This is a genomic window from Cobetia sp. LC6, from assembly GCF_030264805.1.
GTDB lineage: Bacteria > Pseudomonadota > Gammaproteobacteria > Pseudomonadales > Halomonadaceae > Cobetia.
This window is the reverse complement of record NZ_JASSPL010000011.1, coordinates 74916-91880: the sequence shown is the minus strand read 5'-3', so window position 1 is coordinate 91880 and position 16965 is coordinate 74916. Positions and strand designations below refer to the sequence as shown.

The following is a 16965-nucleotide window of genomic DNA, read 5'->3' as shown; positions in this document are numbered from 1 at the left end:
GAGGGGCGGTAGTGAAGCTAACAGCGATCTATCACGCCATCACGTCCCAATACTCTCAGGAGAACAGATAGCCTTCTGCGAGGAGGCTGTCCCGCGTCGGTATACACAAGGAGCGCAACGTGGCGACATGCTGGTGTACCCGGGGCATGTCGTCGCTGCTCACGGCCTCCTCCAGCGCCTTGGCGCCACCGGCAATGCCGCTGCATCCCAGCGAGGCTGACGCCCCTTTCAGGGAGTGTGCCTCGCGCTTGAGCTCCGTAAGATCCCTCTGCTTCAGCAGAGTTACCATTAGATCAAGGCGTCCTTCGAGCCGCGTCAGATAATTGCTCAGCAGCCGTGAATAGGCCTCGCCACTCAGGGTCGCGAGCAGCTCCTGACAGGTTGCGTGTTGCAGCAATGACGGCGCGGCATCAGACAGAGCGCGCGCGACTGAGTCGTCAGTTGCCACATCGAGCGCCGGAGCAGCGTCGATCTGCGCGTCCTGATCTTCAGCCGCTGACGAGCTGACGCCATCATCGCCAGGTGCCTGCACGGCGGTTGTCCGCTCGCCAGCCGAAGCCTCTGGCTTGTCTGGCGCGAGCACCTTCTCCTGCGAATCAGAGGTCTGGACCAGATACTGTTGCAGTACCCGATGCAGATCATCACGCGTGAAGGGTTTGTGCAGCACCCCCTGCATGCCGGCATCGATACAGCGGCGTGCATCCTCCTGCATCACGTTGGCGGTCATCGCGATGATCGGCAGACGAGCGCTGGCGGGTTGCTCGGCCTCGTGATGACGCCAGCGACGCGTTGTCTCGACGCCATCCAGTACCGGCATCTGCATGTCCATGAACACCAGATCGACATCGTTGCCAGCCTGCGCCAGCCATTCGAGTGCCTGCTCACCGTCTTCCACCACCGTGACCTGCTGTCCCAGATACTCGAGCATGGCCCGCGCCAGTGACTGATTGACCTCGTTGTCTTCCACCACCAGCACGCTTGCGTGGGGCAAGGGCGCATCTCCCACCGCCTGCTGCGGACAAGCCTCGGCGGCGGTCAATACCGGCAATGGCACGCGGCACCAGAAGCGGCTGCCGAGCCCGAGATGGCTCTCGACGCCGATCTCGCCGCCCATCGCCTCCACCAGTCGCTTGCAGATGGCAAGCCCGAGCCCGGTGCCTTCATGACGGCGCGCAATCGAGGTATCCACCTGGGTGAAGGGGGCAAACAACTGGCTCACCTGGTCGGCGGCGATCCCGCAACCGCTGTCGTGAACCTCGAAATGAAGCGTCTCGCCATCTTCCAATGATGCCCTCAGCCGGATGGTGCCCTGGGGACAGAACTTGAAGGCGTTGTTGAGCAGGTTGGTCAGTACCTGACGCAGGCGATTGACGTCACCCTTGACCCAGACGGGCAGGTCATCGCCACGTTCTTCGAGGAAGATGCGCGAGCATCCCTTGCCGGCATTGCCTGTCTGGCGATGGTAGTGCGCGGCCAGGGAATCGAGGAACTCGGGCAGCGAGAAGCAGCGCTGATCCAGCTCCAGCTTGCCGGCTTCGATCTTGGAATAATCCAGCACATCATTGATGACGGCCTGCAGACTCTCGGCACTCTGGCGCAACATCGCCAGATATTGCTGGCCACGCCGGGTCGAGACTTCCTCGCCGATGAGGTCCGACACGCCGACCATGCCATTGAGCGGGGTGCGTATCTCATGGCTCATGATCGCCATGAATTCCGACTTGGCACGACTGGCCGCCTGCGCCAGCTGCACCATGCCATCCAGCTCCTGGGTGCGCTCCTCCAGCTTGCGGGTCTTTGAGGCCCGTCCGCGACTCTCGACGATCAGCGCGACCACCAGCACGATGCCGCTCAACGTCATCAGCAGCACCAGCGACAGTGCGAGGGCATACAGGTTCAGGAGCTCCGAGCGCTCCTTGGTGCGTTGGATAGCGGCCTCGGAATTGATGTTCAGCAGCAGCTCGCCGGTCTGCTCCTGAAGCGAGGCAAGCCGGCTGAGTATCTGAACATAGAGGGACGCATCACGCGCCTGACGACTCGCCAGGTCCATGATGGCGCTGTCCAGCACCTCGATTCTGGGCAACATGGCCATCAACTGGGAATGCAGATCGGGCATCCCCGCCAGCATGCTGCCCAATTGGCCGCTCTGCAGAAGCTGCACCCGGCTATAGAGGATGTCGAGCCGCAACAGCAGCTCGCTGTCATCCATCAAGGCGGGCGGCGTGGGGGTCTTCTGTTCCTCGGCCACCACCATGCGCAGCTCGCGAACTTCCCTGTCGAACTGATAGACCGCCCAGATCAGATTCTCACGCAGCTTGTGCTCGAGTGCCTGCTGACGCTGATAGACCAGAACGCCAGTCACCAATGCCGAGACGAAGAACAACGTCGCGGCAATGGCGATGGCGGTTCTGAAATGCAGGGAACGGAGTGGGTTCATGCACGGGCATCCTGCCAGAGCTCATGAAGTTGAGCGGTAAAAGCGGGGTCAGCGTTCAATTTCAATGCGCTTCACCTGCCAGACAGAGCGGGTCATGATTTCCTCGTTGAGGAGATCCGGCTGCTCACTGAAGGGGTAGATGATGAAGATGGGGCCATTGTCGCGCACACGCAGTCGCTTGCCATCGACTTCCATGGCCAGTATCACCGGATGATCGAAATAGTCCTGCACCGGCGCGGTGGCGGCGTAGTCGTTGAGCGCCACGATACGCATGGTGCCATCCTCGACGCCCACTGCCTCCATCAACGCTGAACCGAGCGGACCGCTGAAGCTCACTTCGCCGTCATGCCAGGGAGTCGTGGTCACGGTTTCCCGTTGCGTCAGCGCCATGAGCATGGCGCGATCGAAATGCGCCTCGCCTCCGGCGTTGGCATGGGTAACATCCCCGGTGACGCGTAGCACCACCGGACCCTGCGGAGCCTCGAGGGCCATGGCGAAGGGGGAAAACGACAGTGTCAGCAGCACAAGCCAATGGCGCATACGGGGTAACGCCATGGTGAGGCATCGCAGTAGAATGAGAAGCGGCATGGGAAGACTCCAGGGGTCATGGACAACCATGGACGACGGCCGGGGATTCGCCGTCGCGTATCATCCTCGCCATTCACGCGTCAGCAGCGGCACCGCGCCATAAAGCAGCGAGAGGGGATGAACTCGAGTATATGTCGTCATCGTCCTGCCAAACGTGAACCATTGTGACGCGGTCTCACGCAAGAGACGCGTAGACTGCTTGCGATACCCACGCAGGGAGGCAGCGACATGCAAATCGGCATTCTGGAAGATGATCATGATCAACGTGATTACCTGACCCTGTGTCTCGAGGCCCAGGGACATGAGCTGGCAGGCTTCGAGCGCGCCAGTCAGTTGTTGCGCGCACTGCGCGAGCACAGCTTCGACCTGCTGATCATCGACTGGCAACTGCCGGATGCCTGCGGCATGGAGCTGACACGCACGCTGCGCAGCGAGCACGGCTGGCGGGGGCTGATCCTGTTCATCACCGCAAGCCAGGGAGAGGAGGATGTCGTGCATGCGCTTCAGCACGGTGCCGATGACTTCCTGGCCAAGCCGATCCGCCCTGCCGAGCTCGCGGCGCGTGTGGAAGCGCTGGGTAGGCGCTTCGTCACCTCCGACACCAATTACCTGCAACCCAAGGTGGCCATCAGCGATCAATACCGGATCGAGCCGGATGAACACACCATCTGGTGCGGCGAGGAGCCGGTCGCCCTGACCCAGCGCGAGTATCAGCTGGCCTCCCTGCTGCTGCGCCATGTCGGAGAGCTTTACTCACGCGCCTACCTGCTGGAGATGATCTGGGGGGTCAACGGGGATATCTCGACCCGTACGGTCGACACCCACGTCAGCCGCTTGCGGCGCAAGTTAGGACTGAACGGCAGCCGTGGGCTCAGGCTGAAAAGCGTCTATCAGTACGGATATCGGCTCGAATCCTGTGCCACGGCCCCCGTCAAGAGCAGTTGAGCATCAACAGCGAGGCGTGAGCACGCTGGACCGTGGCCAACAAAAAAAGAGCGGGAGACTCGTTAGAGTCCCCCGCTCTTTTTCAACGTCTACCGCCTGGCTGTTCATCTGGCTGGCCGTCTGGCTAGCCGTCTGAAACGACGTGCACGCCTGGCAAGCCCACGCGGTTCACCCCTCCGCCAGCATCCTGCGCAACATGCCCGCCACCGGCCCCGTCTCCGGTCGCTTGTGACGCCACAGGAAGTAGGATTCGGCCGCCTGCTCCACCAGCATGCCGAGACCATCCTCGACCCGCGCACCGCGCTCGCTGGCCCAGCGCATGAAGACGGTCGGCTCGGCGGCATACATCATGTCGTAGGCGAGCGCCTGCGGAGAGAACAGCGAATCCGGCAACGGCGGCAGCTCGCCGCCCAGCGATGCGCTGGTGCCATTGATGACCAGATCGAACGGGCCCTCGATGGCCGCATAACTGCCGCCGGACAACTGGCAGCCTTCCCCCGCCAGGTCAGCGAAGTCCTCGGCCAGCGCACTGGCCTTGGCAGCGGTGCGATTGGCGATCACCAATGCCGCCGGCTGCTTGGCCAGCAGGGGCTCCAGCACACCACGCACGGCGCCCCCCGCGCCGAGAATCAGGATGCGCGCCCCCTTGAGCGGCGCCTCGAGACGCTCGAGATCACGGGTCAGGCCGACACCATCGGTGGTATCGCCGTACAGCTGCCCCGTCTTGCCGAGCATCAGCGTATTGACGGCGCCGGCGCGTCGGGCACGCGGACTCAGCACATCGACCAGCCGGAAGGCCTGCTCCTTGAAAGGCATGGTGACATTCGCCCCCTGGCCACCTTCGGCGACGAACTCGGCCCATCCGGCCGCGAAGTCATCGACCGGCGCCAATCGTGCCTCATAACTCAGGGAGTCCTTGAGCTGCTCAGCGAAGGAGCGATGGATCAACGGGGATTTCGAGTGGGCAATCGGGTTGCCGAATACAGCGTAACGGGACATCAGGACTCCGGGGCAATCACAGAAAAGCGTCAGGTCAATGTGGCGATCAGGCCTCTTCGCCCAGCCAGTCGCGGGCATGCAGGAAGTCGCGATACAACACCGCTTCGGTACTGCCTTCCTCGGGCTCGTAGCCGTACTCCCAGTGCACCACCGGCGGCATCGACATCAGGATCGACTCGGTACGTCCGCCGCTCTGCAGGCCAAACAGCGTGCCACGGTCCCAGACCAGGTTGAACTCCACGTAGCGCCCGCGGCGATAGAGCTGGAAGTTGCGTTCACGCTCACCAAAGGCCGTCTCGCGGCGGCGCTCGACGATGGGCAGATACGCCTCAAGGAAGCTGTCGCCGACGGATTGCTGGAAGGCGAAACAGCGCTCGAAGCCCCACTCGTTGAGGTCATCGAAGAACAGGCCACCCACGCCCCGCGTCTCGTCGCGATGCTTGAGGTAGAAGTACTCGTCACACCAGGCCTTGTAGCGCGGATAGACATCACTGCCGAAGGCGATGCAGGCATCATAGGCCGTCTGGTGCCAGTGACGCGCGTCTTCTTCATGCGGGTAGAACGGCGTCAGATCGTAGCCGCCCCCGAACCACCATACCGGCGCTTCGCCCTCCTTCTCGGCGATGAAGAAGCGCACATTGCCATGGCTGGTCGGCACGTGCGGGTTGTGCGGATGCAACACCCAGCTGACCCCGACGGCGTGGAAGCTGCGACCGGCCAGCTCCGGACGCACCGCCGTCGCGGAAGCCGGCAATTCATGCCCGAAGACATGCGAGAAATTGACGCCACCCTTCTCGAAGACGCCGCCATTCTCGATGACTCGTGAGCGACCACCGCCGCCCTCGGCACGCTCCCAGCTGTCTTCACGGAAACTTGCCTGGCCATCGCAGGCTTGCAGTGCCTCGCACAGGCGGTCTTGCAGATCGAGCAGGTAGACCTTGACGTCTTCGAGATTGGCGTGGGCCACGATGCCTCCGGTAGAACGGGAATGAATGATGACGGGGCGACACCCGTCGTTGGCCGCTGCTGGCGGTGAACTACCAGCTTACCGCGACACGCTACGCTCGGCAGGCCGGAAGATACCCCTATTGGGCACCTGGATGACGCGGCACTGATCTGGATCAACCCGAGCGGCGATCCTGCTGCTCAGGCGCGTAGCACCTTGCCGGTCGCGAGATCACGAATGGTGCTGGGTCGCGGGTTGCCACCGAGCGGCCCCTCGAGGATCACGTCATTGACCAGCGCGTCGCCGAAGGCGTCACGCACCTCGTCTGCAGTCATGGCAGGCGACTCGCCGGCGCGGTTGGCCGAGGTCGACACCAGCGGGCCACCGAAGGCGGCGCACAATGTCCGGACCAGCGGATGATCGGTCACGCGCACGGCCAGGCTGACGTGCTCACCGCGCAGCAAGGGGTGCGCACGGCCATTGTCAGGCACCAACCAGGTATAGGGCCCTGGCCAGCTGGCCAGCAGCTGCTCACGCTGCTCGACGGTAACTCCCGCCAACCAAGGTTCCAGCTGAGCGATATCACCGGCGATCAGGATCAGGCCCTTGGCGGCGTCACGGGACTTGAGCTTGATCAACCGTGCCAAGGCCTCACCATCATCGGGATCACACCCCAGCCCCCAGACGGCCTCGGTGGGATAGGCAACGATGCCCCCATTGCGAAGACAGGCAGCGGCGCCGTCGAGGGCACGCTGATCCAGCGAAACATCACTGACATTCATGATCTGCTCGAACTCCTAGCTGCGGCAACACGATGGCGGCGATTCTAGCACGCTCACCGGCGCGAGACCGACGCTGCACATCGACGCAACACGGCGTCGCGCCGGGGTGGCATAGGCGCACCGCCCAGTTCACGGCATGATGAATGGGTCCATCGCCCTCAGGGTATTGCGAAACTGACGCAAAGGCTTGTTTCAAAAGACTATCGAGGTCATTTGGACACTTTGCTGGACAGCCTTCAGCGCCGGGCCTGGTGGCGTTTCCCCCACTTTCCCTCCCTCTTTTCTTCAGACAAGGATGTGATCCATGCGTCGCGCTTTCTCACTGACCACCTCAGCCGCTCTACTGCTGGCATTGGCAGGCTGTGCCAGCTCTGGCACCCAGACACCGACAGCGCCGGCGCCACGCCCTGCCCCGCTGCAGGATGCCGCGGCGCAGGCGCCCTTGAGCGACCAGGCCATGCTGGCGACCCTGTGGATACAGCGCAGCGCGGAGTTTCATGCCCTGTCACTGCAGGCCTTCAACGTGGCCCACGACCGCCTGAATCTGGCGCTGGCGCGTCGCCAAGCACAGGACAAGCCGCTGGCCGTGGTGGTCGATGTCGACGATACCGTGCTCGACACCACCAGCTACGGTGGCTGGGCGCTGCGTGAAGGCCGCACCTATGACAGCCAGAGCTGGGCTGACTGGGTGGATGATGCCGTCTCCACGGCTTCACCGGGCGCCGTCGACTTCCTCAACTACGCTCACGAAAGCGGCGTCGATGTCTACTACATCACCAACCGCAAGGCGGCCGGAAAGCAGGCCACCATCGCCAATCTTGCCGCGCTGGGCTTCCCGCAGGCCAATGCCGAGCACGTGATGCCGCGCACCGACAGCTCCGACAAGACCGCGCGTCGCGCGCGGGTCACGGCCGAGCATGACATCGCGCTGCTGATGGGCGATAACCTCGGCGATTTCGATCAGGCCTTCCAGCAGTCCACCACCCGCGCACGCAATGCCGAGGTCGCCCGCCAGGCGGATCAGTTCGGCCGTCGCTTCGTGCTGTTGCCCAACCCGACCTACGGCGAGTGGGAAGGCGTGCTCTACGATGGCAACTGGGGTGCCAGTGAGCACGAGAAGCGCGCCATGCGTGATGCGGCGCTCAATGCCTGGCAGCCCGAGAGCGGCATGGTCAGCCAGGGCAAATGAGTTCAGGGTGCCGGCCTCTCGGATCAACACTGCCAGGCCGGCAACCTCAGATCACCAATGTCAGGACGGCGACCTTGGCTAAGAACCTCAGAGCCGCTTCCAGCCACCCGGCGCCTGCATGACTCGCCCCTCGAGCTCCAGTTCCAGCAACTGCATGCTCAGCTCGCTGACCGAGGTGCCACTCAGCTCGACCAGCTTGTCCAGCGCCAGTGGCACCGCCCCCAGAAAGCATAGCGGCGCCGCCTCCTGACTCACAGGCGGCGTGGCTGCCTGCAAGACTGGCATCTCGAGCGATGGCAGGGGCAGTGACGATTCAGCGTCGCGGGTGGCTGAACGATTAGCTGAGCGAGGGGTTGAGAGTGAGCCCGTAAAGACGGCAGCGGACTGTGTGGATGACGCCACCCTGGCCTGCGCTGACGGCGGCTCGGTCGAGTGCGCCGGCAGCAGGTGCTCGAGCTCCGCCAGCATGTCATCGACGTCGCGTACCAGCGTCGCCCCCTGACGGATCAGCTCCAGACAACCGCTGGCGGTGATGTCATCGATGCGTCCCGGCAGCGCGAACACCTCGCGATTCTGCTCCATCGCCAGCCGGGCACTGACCAGTGAGCCACTGCGCAGCGTGGCTTCGACCACCAGCACGCCAAGTGACAGACCGGTGATCAGCCGATTGCGGCGTGGGAAATGACGCGCATGCGCGCCGGTGCCAGGCGGGTGCTCCGAGAGCAGCAGGCCGCCACCCTCCAGCAGCCGTTGGCGAAGGTGATGATGCTGGGCGGGATAGACCACATCGACCCCACAACCGAGCACCGCCAGCGTCGAGGGACTGGCCGCATAGTCGTGTGCGCCGAGGCGCGCTGACGCCGCAAGGGCCCCCTGATGCGCCGCGGCATCGACCCCGAGTGCCAGCCCACTGGCGACACTCCAGCCACGAGAGACCAGCTCAGCCGCGAAGTCATGCGCATGCCGCAGGCCTGCCTGGCTCGCCTTGCGCGCGCCGACGATAGCCAGCATGGGCAACTCAAGCAGCGACTGCCGCCCCAGCGCCCAGAGCGCCAACGGCGGGTCCGGCAGGGTATCAAGCATGGCTGGCCACTCGGGGTCAGCGGGGGTGAGCAGATGATAGCCCTGCGCCGGCGCATGCCAGGCAAGGTCGGTCATCACCTGCTGATAGAGCGGCGAGGATTCGGGGCGCTCGCACCAAAGGCGCAGCGGTGCCGCCAGGCGTGGCGGCAGTATGGCCAGCCAGCCCTGCGGCCAGTCGGCCCGCTCACGCAGCTTGGCTGCAGTATGCGTGCCAAAGCCCGGCAGGCGCGCCAGAAAGACGAAATCCGCCCGCGAGGGGCCGCGTTGTTCGACATCGATCGACACGCCACACCTCCCGAGCGGATTATTGACTCTCTCTGGTTGTTCGCTTCAGCACCACAAGGCGTTTCACCACGCCGATGCTTGCGGGTGACAGAGGCTTTCGATCAGCCGTGGGGCTCCAGCAGCTTGTCACCGACGCTCAAGGGACGTGCTGCCTGCATCACCAGCGCGTAGCTGACCTTGTCGTAGATGCGAAATACCATCACCAGGCCACCTTCCTCACCGGGCAGGGTGATCGGCTCACCGGTCACGGGGTCGGTGATCGTCTCGCCACGGCGCTCGATACCGAAGACGTACCCCGGCTGGACGCCTTCACGGCTGCCGCGGTTGAGCGCCACGATGTCATTGCGACCGATGTTGCGCAGTCCATCGGGGGCCGCGAGAATGACGCCGCCCACATCTTCTTCGGGCGGCTGCGGCTGAAAGCTGGTGGTGATCGCACCACCGTCCGCCGGCAGCAACAGATCACCATTGAGAATCTCGCGATTGGCCGACAGCACGCGCAGCACGCCGATATCACCTTCGCGGCGCTCAAGCTTGATGTCGCCGATGCTGATCATCTCCAGCCCCAGAAACTCCTGGGTGTCCGGGTCCAGATAGCGCTGCCCCTTGCGGTAGACGCTGTAGGTGTCATTGGAGGACCAGTTGCCGCGGGCATAGATGGTATCGCCGGCGCCGCTGATCAGGCGGGTGTCATCCCCGGCCACGATATAGGGCGCATCGTTGAGCAGCGCCGGGTCAATCACGCGATGCTCTTTCAGGAAGGCCGAGATCTTCTCCAGCGGAATCGGCGGCACCGCCTCGCGCTTGGGAATCTTGCGAATCTGGGGAGACAGCTTGACGACACCACCCTGGCCGCGCTCCAGGCGCAGACGTGGCTCACCATTCTCGTAGTAGAGCGAGATGCGATCGCCCGGATAGATCAGGTGCGGATTCTTTATCTGCGGATTGGCGCGCCAGACTTCCGGCCACAGCCAGGGCTCACGCAGAAAGCGTCCGGAGATGTCCCAGAGCGTATCGCCACGCACCACCACATAGGTGGAAGGTACGTCATCACGCACGGTTGCTGCCTGTGCCAGCGACATCCCTGCACTTGCCCCCAGCGTCGCCATGCCGAGGAGTGCCGTTAAGACGGCATTGCCGACCAGTCGTTTCATGCCCATTCCTGCGTCCCTTGCGTTATTGCCACCCATCGCTCGGTGGTGATGGTCTTGTTCTGAACTCCGCACCGCGCAGACCCGCTCTGCCCCGCGCCTGGTGGCTGCTGCCCCTGCCCATCGCCATGTCATATCAATCCTGACTATTGCCGCGATAGTAGCAGCATTGACGGCATTCGGTTCCGTTCCTCGCTTGCGCACACTACAATATCAGGCAAATCCTTTCTGACAGCACAACGGTAATTACACCAGCCATGGCCAAACGCGAAATCCTTGAATTCCCTGATGAGCGTCTGCGCAACGTTGCCGCCCCGATCGACACGATCGACGCCGAGCTGCAGACCCTGATCGACGACATGATCGAGACCATGTATGACGCCCGTGGCATCGGCCTCGCCGCGTCACAGGTCGACGAGCATCGCCGTCTCATCGTCATTGACGTCAGCGAAGATCAGTCCCAGCCGCTGGTGCTGATCAACCCGGAATACACCCCGATCGGTGATGAACAGCAACCGATGCAGGAAGGCTGCCTGTCGATTCCTGAATATTATGCCGAAGTCCCGCGCTATCTGAAGGTACGACTCAAGGCTCAGGACCGCAACGGCGATGCCTACGAACTGGAAGCCGATGGCCTGCTGGCGCATTGCATCCAGCACGAGCACGACCACCTGCAAGGCAAGCTGTTCGTCGACTACCTCTCCCCGCTCAAGCGTGATCGGGTGATGAAGAAGATGCAGAAACGCCACAAGCTGCAAGAAGCCTGATCCCTCACGCTCGGCCACATGGCCGATATTGAGCGCATGGCGGCACCGCACGAAGGCCGAGGGGATGCCCTCGGCCTTCGTGTAGTTACGGGTCCATCAGCCGCGCCTGTCGCGCTGAGCGTCCTGCCGCAACCGTCAGCACCTTGAGCACGGCCGCCTCCGTGCTCCTACATGAGTCATAGCACATGTCGAAAGCCCTGCGCATCGCCTTTGCCGGCACCCCCGATTTCGCCGCCGAGTGTCTGTCCGCCCTGCTGGACAGTCGCCACGAGATCATCAGTGTCCACACCCAGCCTGATCGTCCCTCCGGGCGTGGTCGCAAGCTGACCCCGGGCCCCGTCAAGCAGCTGGCACTCCAGCATGATATCCCTGTCCATCAGCCGCTCAACTTCAAGGACGAGGCCGATCGCCAGATTCTGCGCGACCTCGAGGCCGACATCATGGTGGTGGTGGCCTACGGGCTGATCCTGCCGCAGGCGGTGCTCGATATCCCGCGTCTGGGCTGTCTGAACATCCACGCCTCTCTGCTGCCGCGCTGGCGCGGTGCCGCGCCGATCCAGCGTGCCATCGAAGCCGGTGACAGCGAATCCGGCGTCACCATCATGCAGATGGATGCCGGCCTGGACACCGGTGACATGCTGCTGATCCGCCGTACTCCGATCACTGCCAGCACCACCGGTGGCGAGCTGCACGATGCGCTGGCGGCCCAGGGTGGCGAGGCCATCGTCACGGCCCTCGACGCCATCGCCGCTGGCGAACTGCCCGCGACCCGCCAGCCGGAAGACGGCGTGACCTACGCCGCCAAGCTCTCCAAGGCCGAGGCCGAACTCGATTTCACCCGCCCTGCCGCCGAGCTGGACGCGCGCATCCGCGCCTTCAATCCGTGGCCGGTAGCCTGGACACGCCTTGCGGGCGAACCGCTGCGCCTGTGGATTTCGCGCACCGGCGAGCAACGCCTCGCGGACAGCGTAACGCCCGGCACCCTGCTGGCGCCCGGCAAGGACTGCCTGCGCATCGCCTGCGGTGATGGCCATGAGGTGCTCGAGATCACCCGCGCCCAGCTGCCCGGCGCCAAGCCGCTGTCCGTCAAGGACCTGCTCAATTCCCGTGCTGCGCGCTTCCCCGAGGGCCTCGTCCTCGGCGCAGATCACGCCCCAGATACCGATTCCCAGACCGAGACTTCCGCATGAGCCAGTCAGACAACCCGTCCTCCAAGGGCAACGGCAAGAAGCGCAACTCCCTGCCGCCGGCCCGCAGAAAGGGCGGCGCTCAGAAGCATGGCGGCGCCCGTCGCAAGCCTGACAATGCACCGGCCTCACCGGGCGCTGCAGTACGTGTCGCGGCCGCGCGGACGCTGGCCCCGGTGCTGGCCGCGCGCACCTCGCTGAACCTGGACAGCCTGCCGTCTGGCGTCGCCGGGCGTGATCAGGGGCTCTACAAGGCACTGTGCTTCGGCGTCTGCCGTCAGCTGCCGCGTCTGGATGCCTTGGCGAGCAAGCTGCTGAAGTCGTCCTTCAAGTCACAGGATCAGGACATCCATGCCCTGCTGCTGCTCGGCCTCTATCAGCTTCTGTACATGCGCATCGCCCCGCACGCTGCCGTCGGTGAGACCGCAGGCGCCGCCCGTGGCCTGGGCAAGGGCTGGGCCACCGGCGTGCTCAACGCCTGCCTGCGTCGCTTCCAGCGCGAGCAGGAAGCGCTGGAAGCCGAGGTCGACAAGGACCCCGCCGTCGCCCTGTCCCACCCCCAGTGGTTGCTGGATACCTTCCAGCGCAACTGGCCGGACGACTGGCAGGCCATCGCCGAGGCCAACAACGCCCAGGCGCCGATGACACTGCGCGTCAATGTCTCCGCCATCAGCCGCGATGACTACCTCACCCAGCTGGCGGAAGCCGAGATCGAGGGCGTGGCCTGCCCGTTCGCCGAGCACGGCATCACCCTGACCAGCGCCTGCGATGTCAGCGCCCTGCCAGGCTTCGAGGAAGGTCTGGTCAGCGTGCAGGATGAAGCGGCACAGCTGGCCGGTCAGCTGCTGGCACCGGCCGTCACGGCCATCAACGCCGAAGGGGAAGGCGTGCGCCTGCTGGATGCCTGCACCGCGCCGGGCGGCAAGCTGGCGGACATGCTGGAGCGTTTCCCGGGCCTGGACGCCACCGCCATCGACATAGACGGCGAGCGCCTCGAGCGCGTGGAAGAGACGCTGGAGCGTCTGGAGCTGGGTGCCGGCGTCGTGTGTGCCGATGCCAGTGAACGCGACTGGTGGGACGGCGAAGCCTTCGACGTCATCCTGCTCGACGCGCCCTGCTCCGGCAGTGGCGTCATCCGTCGTCATCCGGACATCAAGCTGCTGCGTCGCCCGAACGACATCGGCGATCTGGCGCGCCTGCAGGGCAAGCTGCTGGCCAATCTGTGGGGCATGCTCAAGCCCGGCGGCACCCTGGTCTACGGCACCTGCTCCATCATCACCCAGGAAAACGCCCGCGTGATGGACCGCTTCCTGGCCGCGACACCGGACGCCAAGGCCGAGACCATCAAGGCCGACTGGGGCCGTGTCTCCGGTGCTGGCCGTCAGATGCTGCCGCAGGTCAATGGCCACGACGGCTTCTACCTGGCCCACATCACCAAGGCCAGCGCCTGATCACAGCCAGGCGAGCCGTGTCGGCGCGACGTCCGTGATGACATGAGACGCCACGCCTGACATTCCCGGACAGCCGCGCCCCGACTCTCGGGGCGCGGCTGTCTTCCGTCCTGGCACTGGTTTATCCTGTGCCGACTGAGCAACAGCGGACGAGCCGGACATGAAAATCATCATTCTGGGTGCAGGTCAGGTCGGCGGAACGCTCGCCGAACATCTGGCCCATGAAGAAAATGACATCACGGTGGTGGATACCGACAGCGAACGGCTGCGCGAGCTGCACAACCGACTCGACATCCGCACGGTCACGGGGCCGGCGAGCTATCCGCAGATCCTGCGGCAGGCGGGTGGCGAGGATGCCGACATGCTGATCGCGGTGACCAACTCTGACGAGGTCAACATGATCGCCTGTCAGATCGCCCATAGCCTGTTCCACACGCCGACCAAGATCGCGCGTGTGCGCTCGACCGCCTATCTGACCCGCAAGGGCCTGTTCTCGCACGACGCCATCCCGGTCGACGTACTGATCAGCCCCGAGCAGGTGGTGACAGACCACATTCGCCGCCTGATCGAGTACCCCGGCGCCTTGCAGGTGCTCGACTTCGCCAATGGCGTCGCCCAGCTGGTCGCGGTAAAGGCCTATTACGGCGGGCCGCTGGTCGGTCAGGAGCTCGGTTTCCTGCGTCGTCACATGCCCAACGTGGATACCCGCGTCGCCGCCATCTATCGTCGCAACCGTCCGATCATCCCGCGCGGAGACACCGTGATCGAAGCCGATGATGAGGTGTTCTTCATCGCGGCACGCAAGGACATCCGTACCGTGATGGGCGAGCTGCGACGCGTCGATCGCAACTTCCGCCGTGTGGTGATCGCCGGTGGCGGCCATATCGGTGAGCGTCTGGCCGAGACGCTGGAGCACAGCCATCAGGTCAAGATCATCGAGCACTCGCTGGCGCGTTGCACCAACCTCTCCGAGCGCCTCGATCGCACCGTGGTCCTGCACGGCAGCGCCACTTCCAAGCGTCTGCTGCTGGAGGAGAACATCGAGGATTGCGACATCTTCTGCGCGCTGACCAACGACGACGAGGTCAACATCATGTCGTCGATGCTGGCCAAGCGACTCGGTGCCAAGAAGGTGCTGACGCTGATCAACAACGCGGCCTACGTGGACCTGGTGCAGGGCGGCGAGATCGACATCGCCATCTCACCCCAGCAGGCGACCATCGGCGGGCTGCTGACCCACGTGCGCAAGGGTGACATCGTCAATGTCCATTCGCTGCGCCGTGGTGCGGCGGAGGCCATCGAGGCCATCGCCCACGGCGATGAGCGTTCCTCCAAGGTGGTAGGTCGGCGCATCGAGGATATCAACCTGCCGGAGGGCACCACCATCGGTGCCGTGGTACGCGGCAAGGAAGTGCTGGTGGCGCATCATGACCTGGTGGTGGAGTCCAACGACCACGTCATCCTGTTCGTGGTCGACAAGCGTCGCATCCGCGAGGTGGAGCGTCTGTTCCAGGTCGGGTTGACCTTCTTCTGATGCCGGCCTCAATGACTACCGCCCCGCACCCGCACCGACTGTCACTCGGCGGCCTCGCCACGCTGCGCCTCTCTCAGGGAGGCGCCGCATGAGTCTACGCGTGATCTCTCGCATCCTCGGTATCCTGCTGATGCTGTTCAGCCTGACGCTGGTGCCGCCGATGCTGATCTCGAGGGTCTTCGAGGACGACACCCTGAGCGCCTTCGCCGTGGCAATGGGCATCACCCTGCTGACCGGTTTCGCGCTCTTCTACCCCAATCGGCATGCCCGCAAGGAATTGCGCAACCGCGATGGCTTCCTGATCACGGTGCTGTTCTGGACCGTGCTGGGAGCCTTCGGCTCGCTGCCCTTCCTGCTCGCCGAAGACCCGAACCTGACCATCATCGATGCCATGTTCGAGTCGTTCTCGGGACTCACCACCACCGGCGCCACGGTGATGACGGGACTCGATCTGCTGCCTCACTCCATCCTCTACTACCGCCAGCAGCTGCAATGGCTGGGCGGCATGGGGATCGTGGTGCTGGCGGTGGCGATCCTGCCGACACTCGGCATCGGCGGCATGCAGCTCTACCGCACCGAGATTCCCGGCCCGCTGAAGGACTCCAAATTGACGCCGCGCATCACCGAGACGGCCAAGGCGCTGTGGTACATCTACGCCGCGCTGACGCTGGTGTGCTTCGCCAGTTACTGGGCGGCCGGCATGAGCTGGTTCGATGCCCTGGGCCACAGCTTCTCGACCGTCGCGGTCGGCGGCTTCTCGACCCACGATGCCAGTATCGGCTACTTCGATTCCGCCAGCATCGAGATGATCTGCGTGTTCTTCATGGTGGTGTCCTCGATCAGCTTCGGCCTGCACTTCGCCGCCTGGCGCGAGGGTCGCATCAGTCATTATCTGCGCGACCCGGAGACGCGCTTCTTCCTGATCCTGCTGCTGATCCTGACCTGCGTCACCATCGCCGGCCTGCTGCTCACCGGCAGCTACGATGACAGCAAGGCGCTGCGCCACGGCCTGTTCGAGGCCGTCTCGGTCGCCACCACCACCGGCTTCGGTGTCGCCGATTTCACCGGCTGGCCGGGCGTCTTGCCGATGATGCTGTTCATCGCCGCCTTCATCGGCGCCTGTTCCGGGTCCGCCGGTGGCGGCATGAAGGTCATCCGCATCCTGCTGATCCTCAAGCAGGGCGTGCGCGAGATCCATCGTCTGATCCACCCCAATGCCATCCTGTCGGTCAAGGTCGGCAAGATGCGCATCTCCGAGGGTGTGGCTGAGGCGGTATGGGGCTTCTTCTCCGTGTACCTGATGCTGTTCGTGCTGATGATGCTGGGCATGCTGGCCACCGGGCTTGACCAGGTGACGGCGTGGTCTGCGGTCGGCTCGGCGCTCAACAACCTGGGGCCGGGACTGGGTGAGGTCGCGACCCACTACGGCGATATCCCGGGGGCCGCCAAGGGCATCCTGATCCTCGCCATGCTGCTGGGGCGTCTGGAGATCTTCACCATCCTGGTGCTGTTCACGCCGGCCTTCTGGCGGCGCTGACAGCCGCCAGAAGGCCGGGAGCGGCGCCCTGAATACAAACGCCCCCGTCGGAGCACTCCGACGGGGGCGTTTGTATTGCATTGC

Annotated in this window: 14 protein-coding genes; 7 read left to right on the top strand and 7 right to left on the bottom strand. The window is 64.2% G+C overall.

What is annotated here, in order from left to right; all coding sequences use genetic code 11:
- Positions 1-55 precede the first annotated feature (55 nt).
- Together QQF40_RS13280 and QQF40_RS13275 are read right to left on the bottom strand one after the other, a co-directional pair.
- The gene (locus QQF40_RS13280; RefSeq protein ID WP_285461613.1) at positions 56-2437 is read right to left on the bottom strand and encodes an ATP-binding protein; all 2382 of its coding nucleotides are present in this window, start codon (positions 2435-2437) and stop codon (positions 56-58) included.
- A 48-nt stretch (positions 2438-2485) separates the two neighbouring features.
- Positions 2486-2992: a putative pterin-binding protein gene (locus QQF40_RS13275; protein ID WP_254627047.1), complete on the bottom strand. Its 507-nt coding sequence runs from the start codon at positions 2990-2992 to the stop codon at positions 2486-2488.
- A gap of 261 nt (positions 2993-3253) precedes the next feature.
- On the opposite strand from QQF40_RS13275, the gene QQF40_RS13270 reads away from it, so the two are divergent.
- Positions 3254-3970 (top strand): response regulator transcription factor, encoded by a 717-nt coding sequence (locus QQF40_RS13270; RefSeq protein WP_175089132.1) that lies wholly within the window; start codon positions 3254-3256, stop codon positions 3968-3970.
- Between the two features lie 168 nt (positions 3971-4138).
- Here the strand turns inward: QQF40_RS13270 and aroE are convergent, their stop codons facing one another.
- The 3 genes from aroE to tsaC form a co-directional block, all read right to left on the bottom strand.
- The gene (aroE, locus tag QQF40_RS13265) at positions 4139-4972 is read right to left on the bottom strand and encodes a shikimate dehydrogenase (RefSeq protein WP_285461630.1); all 834 of its coding nucleotides are present in this window, start codon (positions 4970-4972) and stop codon (positions 4139-4141) included.
- 43 nt (positions 4973-5015) lie between these two features.
- Positions 5016-5936 carry an oxygen-dependent coproporphyrinogen oxidase gene (hemF, locus tag QQF40_RS13260; protein WP_285461612.1) on the bottom strand — a complete coding sequence of 307 codons (921 nt, stop codon included), beginning with the start codon at positions 5934-5936 and terminating at the stop codon, positions 5016-5018.
- 179 nt (positions 5937-6115) lie between these two features.
- Positions 6116-6697: an L-threonylcarbamoyladenylate synthase type 1 TsaC gene (gene tsaC / locus QQF40_RS13255; protein WP_285461611.1), complete on the bottom strand. Its 582-nt coding sequence runs from the start codon at positions 6695-6697 to the stop codon at positions 6116-6118.
- 304 nt (positions 6698-7001) lie between these two features.
- Here tsaC and QQF40_RS13250 point away from each other — a divergent pair, with 304 nt between their 5' ends.
- Positions 7002-7886: a 5'-nucleotidase, lipoprotein e(P4) family gene (locus QQF40_RS13250; RefSeq protein ID WP_175089129.1), complete on the top strand. Its 885-nt coding sequence runs from the start codon at positions 7002-7004 to the stop codon at positions 7884-7886.
- An 87-nt stretch (positions 7887-7973) separates the two neighbouring features.
- On the opposite strand, the gene dprA is transcribed toward QQF40_RS13250, so the two are convergent.
- Complete coding sequence (gene dprA / locus QQF40_RS13245) at positions 7974-9254, bottom strand: DNA-processing protein DprA (RefSeq protein ID WP_285461610.1); 1281 nt, start codon at positions 9252-9254, stop codon at positions 7974-7976.
- Positions 9255-9355: 101 nt separating this feature from the next.
- Positions 9356-10408, bottom strand: coding sequence for a LysM peptidoglycan-binding domain-containing protein (locus tag QQF40_RS13240; protein WP_285461609.1), 1053 nt, complete (start codon positions 10406-10408; stop codon positions 9356-9358).
- A gap of 254 nt (positions 10409-10662) precedes the next feature.
- On the opposite strand from QQF40_RS13240, the gene def reads away from it, so the two are divergent.
- The 5 genes from def to QQF40_RS13215 all read left to right on the top strand — a co-directional run bounded on the left by def (position 10663) and on the right by QQF40_RS13215 (position 16881).
- Positions 10663-11172, top strand: coding sequence for a peptide deformylase (gene def / locus QQF40_RS13235; RefSeq protein WP_043333797.1), 510 nt, complete (start codon positions 10663-10665; stop codon positions 11170-11172).
- A gap of 185 nt (positions 11173-11357) precedes the next feature.
- Positions 11358-12362, top strand: coding sequence for a methionyl-tRNA formyltransferase (fmt, locus tag QQF40_RS13230; protein ID WP_285461608.1), 1005 nt, complete (start codon positions 11358-11360; stop codon positions 12360-12362).
- Positions 12359-13810, top strand: coding sequence for a 16S rRNA (cytosine(967)-C(5))-methyltransferase RsmB (rsmB, locus tag QQF40_RS13225; protein WP_285461607.1), 1452 nt, complete (start codon positions 12359-12361; stop codon positions 13808-13810). The genes fmt and rsmB overlap by 4 nt, the downstream gene beginning before the upstream one ends.
- Positions 13811-13970: 160 nt before the next feature.
- A complete protein-coding gene (trkA, locus tag QQF40_RS13220; RefSeq protein ID WP_176677919.1) occupies positions 13971-15344 on the top strand; it encodes a Trk system potassium transporter TrkA in 1374 nt (457 codons plus the stop codon).
- An 88-nt stretch (positions 15345-15432) separates the two neighbouring features.
- Positions 15433-16881, top strand: a complete 1449-nt coding sequence (locus QQF40_RS13215) for a TrkH family potassium uptake protein (protein WP_043333794.1) — start codon at positions 15433-15435, stop codon at positions 16879-16881.
- Positions 16882-16965 lie beyond the last annotated feature (84 nt).

Bases quoted from the DNA above. Each gene is read 5' to 3' on its own strand.
- rsmB (WP_285461607.1), top strand. From the start codon at position 12,359: ATGAGCCAGTCAGACAACCCGTCCTCCAAGGGCAACGGCAAGAAGCGC.
- fmt (WP_285461608.1), top strand. From the start codon at position 11,358: ATGTCGAAAGCCCTGCGCATCGCCTTTGCCGGCACCCCCGATTTCGCC.
- trkA (WP_176677919.1), top strand. From the start codon at position 13,971: ATGAAAATCATCATTCTGGGTGCAGGTCAGGTCGGCGGAACGCTCGCC.
- QQF40_RS13240 (WP_285461609.1), bottom strand. From the start codon at position 10,408: ATGAAACGACTGGTCGGCAATGCCGTCTTAACGGCACTCCTCGGCATG.
- tsaC (WP_285461611.1), bottom strand. From the start codon at position 6,697: ATGAATGTCAGTGATGTTTCGCTGGATCAGCGTGCCCTCGACGGCGCC.
- QQF40_RS13215 (WP_043333794.1), top strand. From the start codon at position 15,433: ATGAGTCTACGCGTGATCTCTCGCATCCTCGGTATCCTGCTGATGCTG.
- QQF40_RS13250 (WP_175089129.1), top strand. From the start codon at position 7,002: ATGCGTCGCGCTTTCTCACTGACCACCTCAGCCGCTCTACTGCTGGCA.
- QQF40_RS13275 (WP_254627047.1), bottom strand. From the start codon at position 2,992: ATGGCGTTACCCCGTATGCGCCATTGGCTTGTGCTGCTGACACTGTCG.
- QQF40_RS13270 (WP_175089132.1), top strand. From the start codon at position 3,254: ATGCAAATCGGCATTCTGGAAGATGATCATGATCAACGTGATTACCTG.
- QQF40_RS13280 (WP_285461613.1), bottom strand. From the start codon at position 2,437: ATGAACCCACTCCGTTCCCTGCATTTCAGAACCGCCATCGCCATTGCC.
- def (WP_043333797.1), top strand. From the start codon at position 10,663: ATGGCCAAACGCGAAATCCTTGAATTCCCTGATGAGCGTCTGCGCAAC.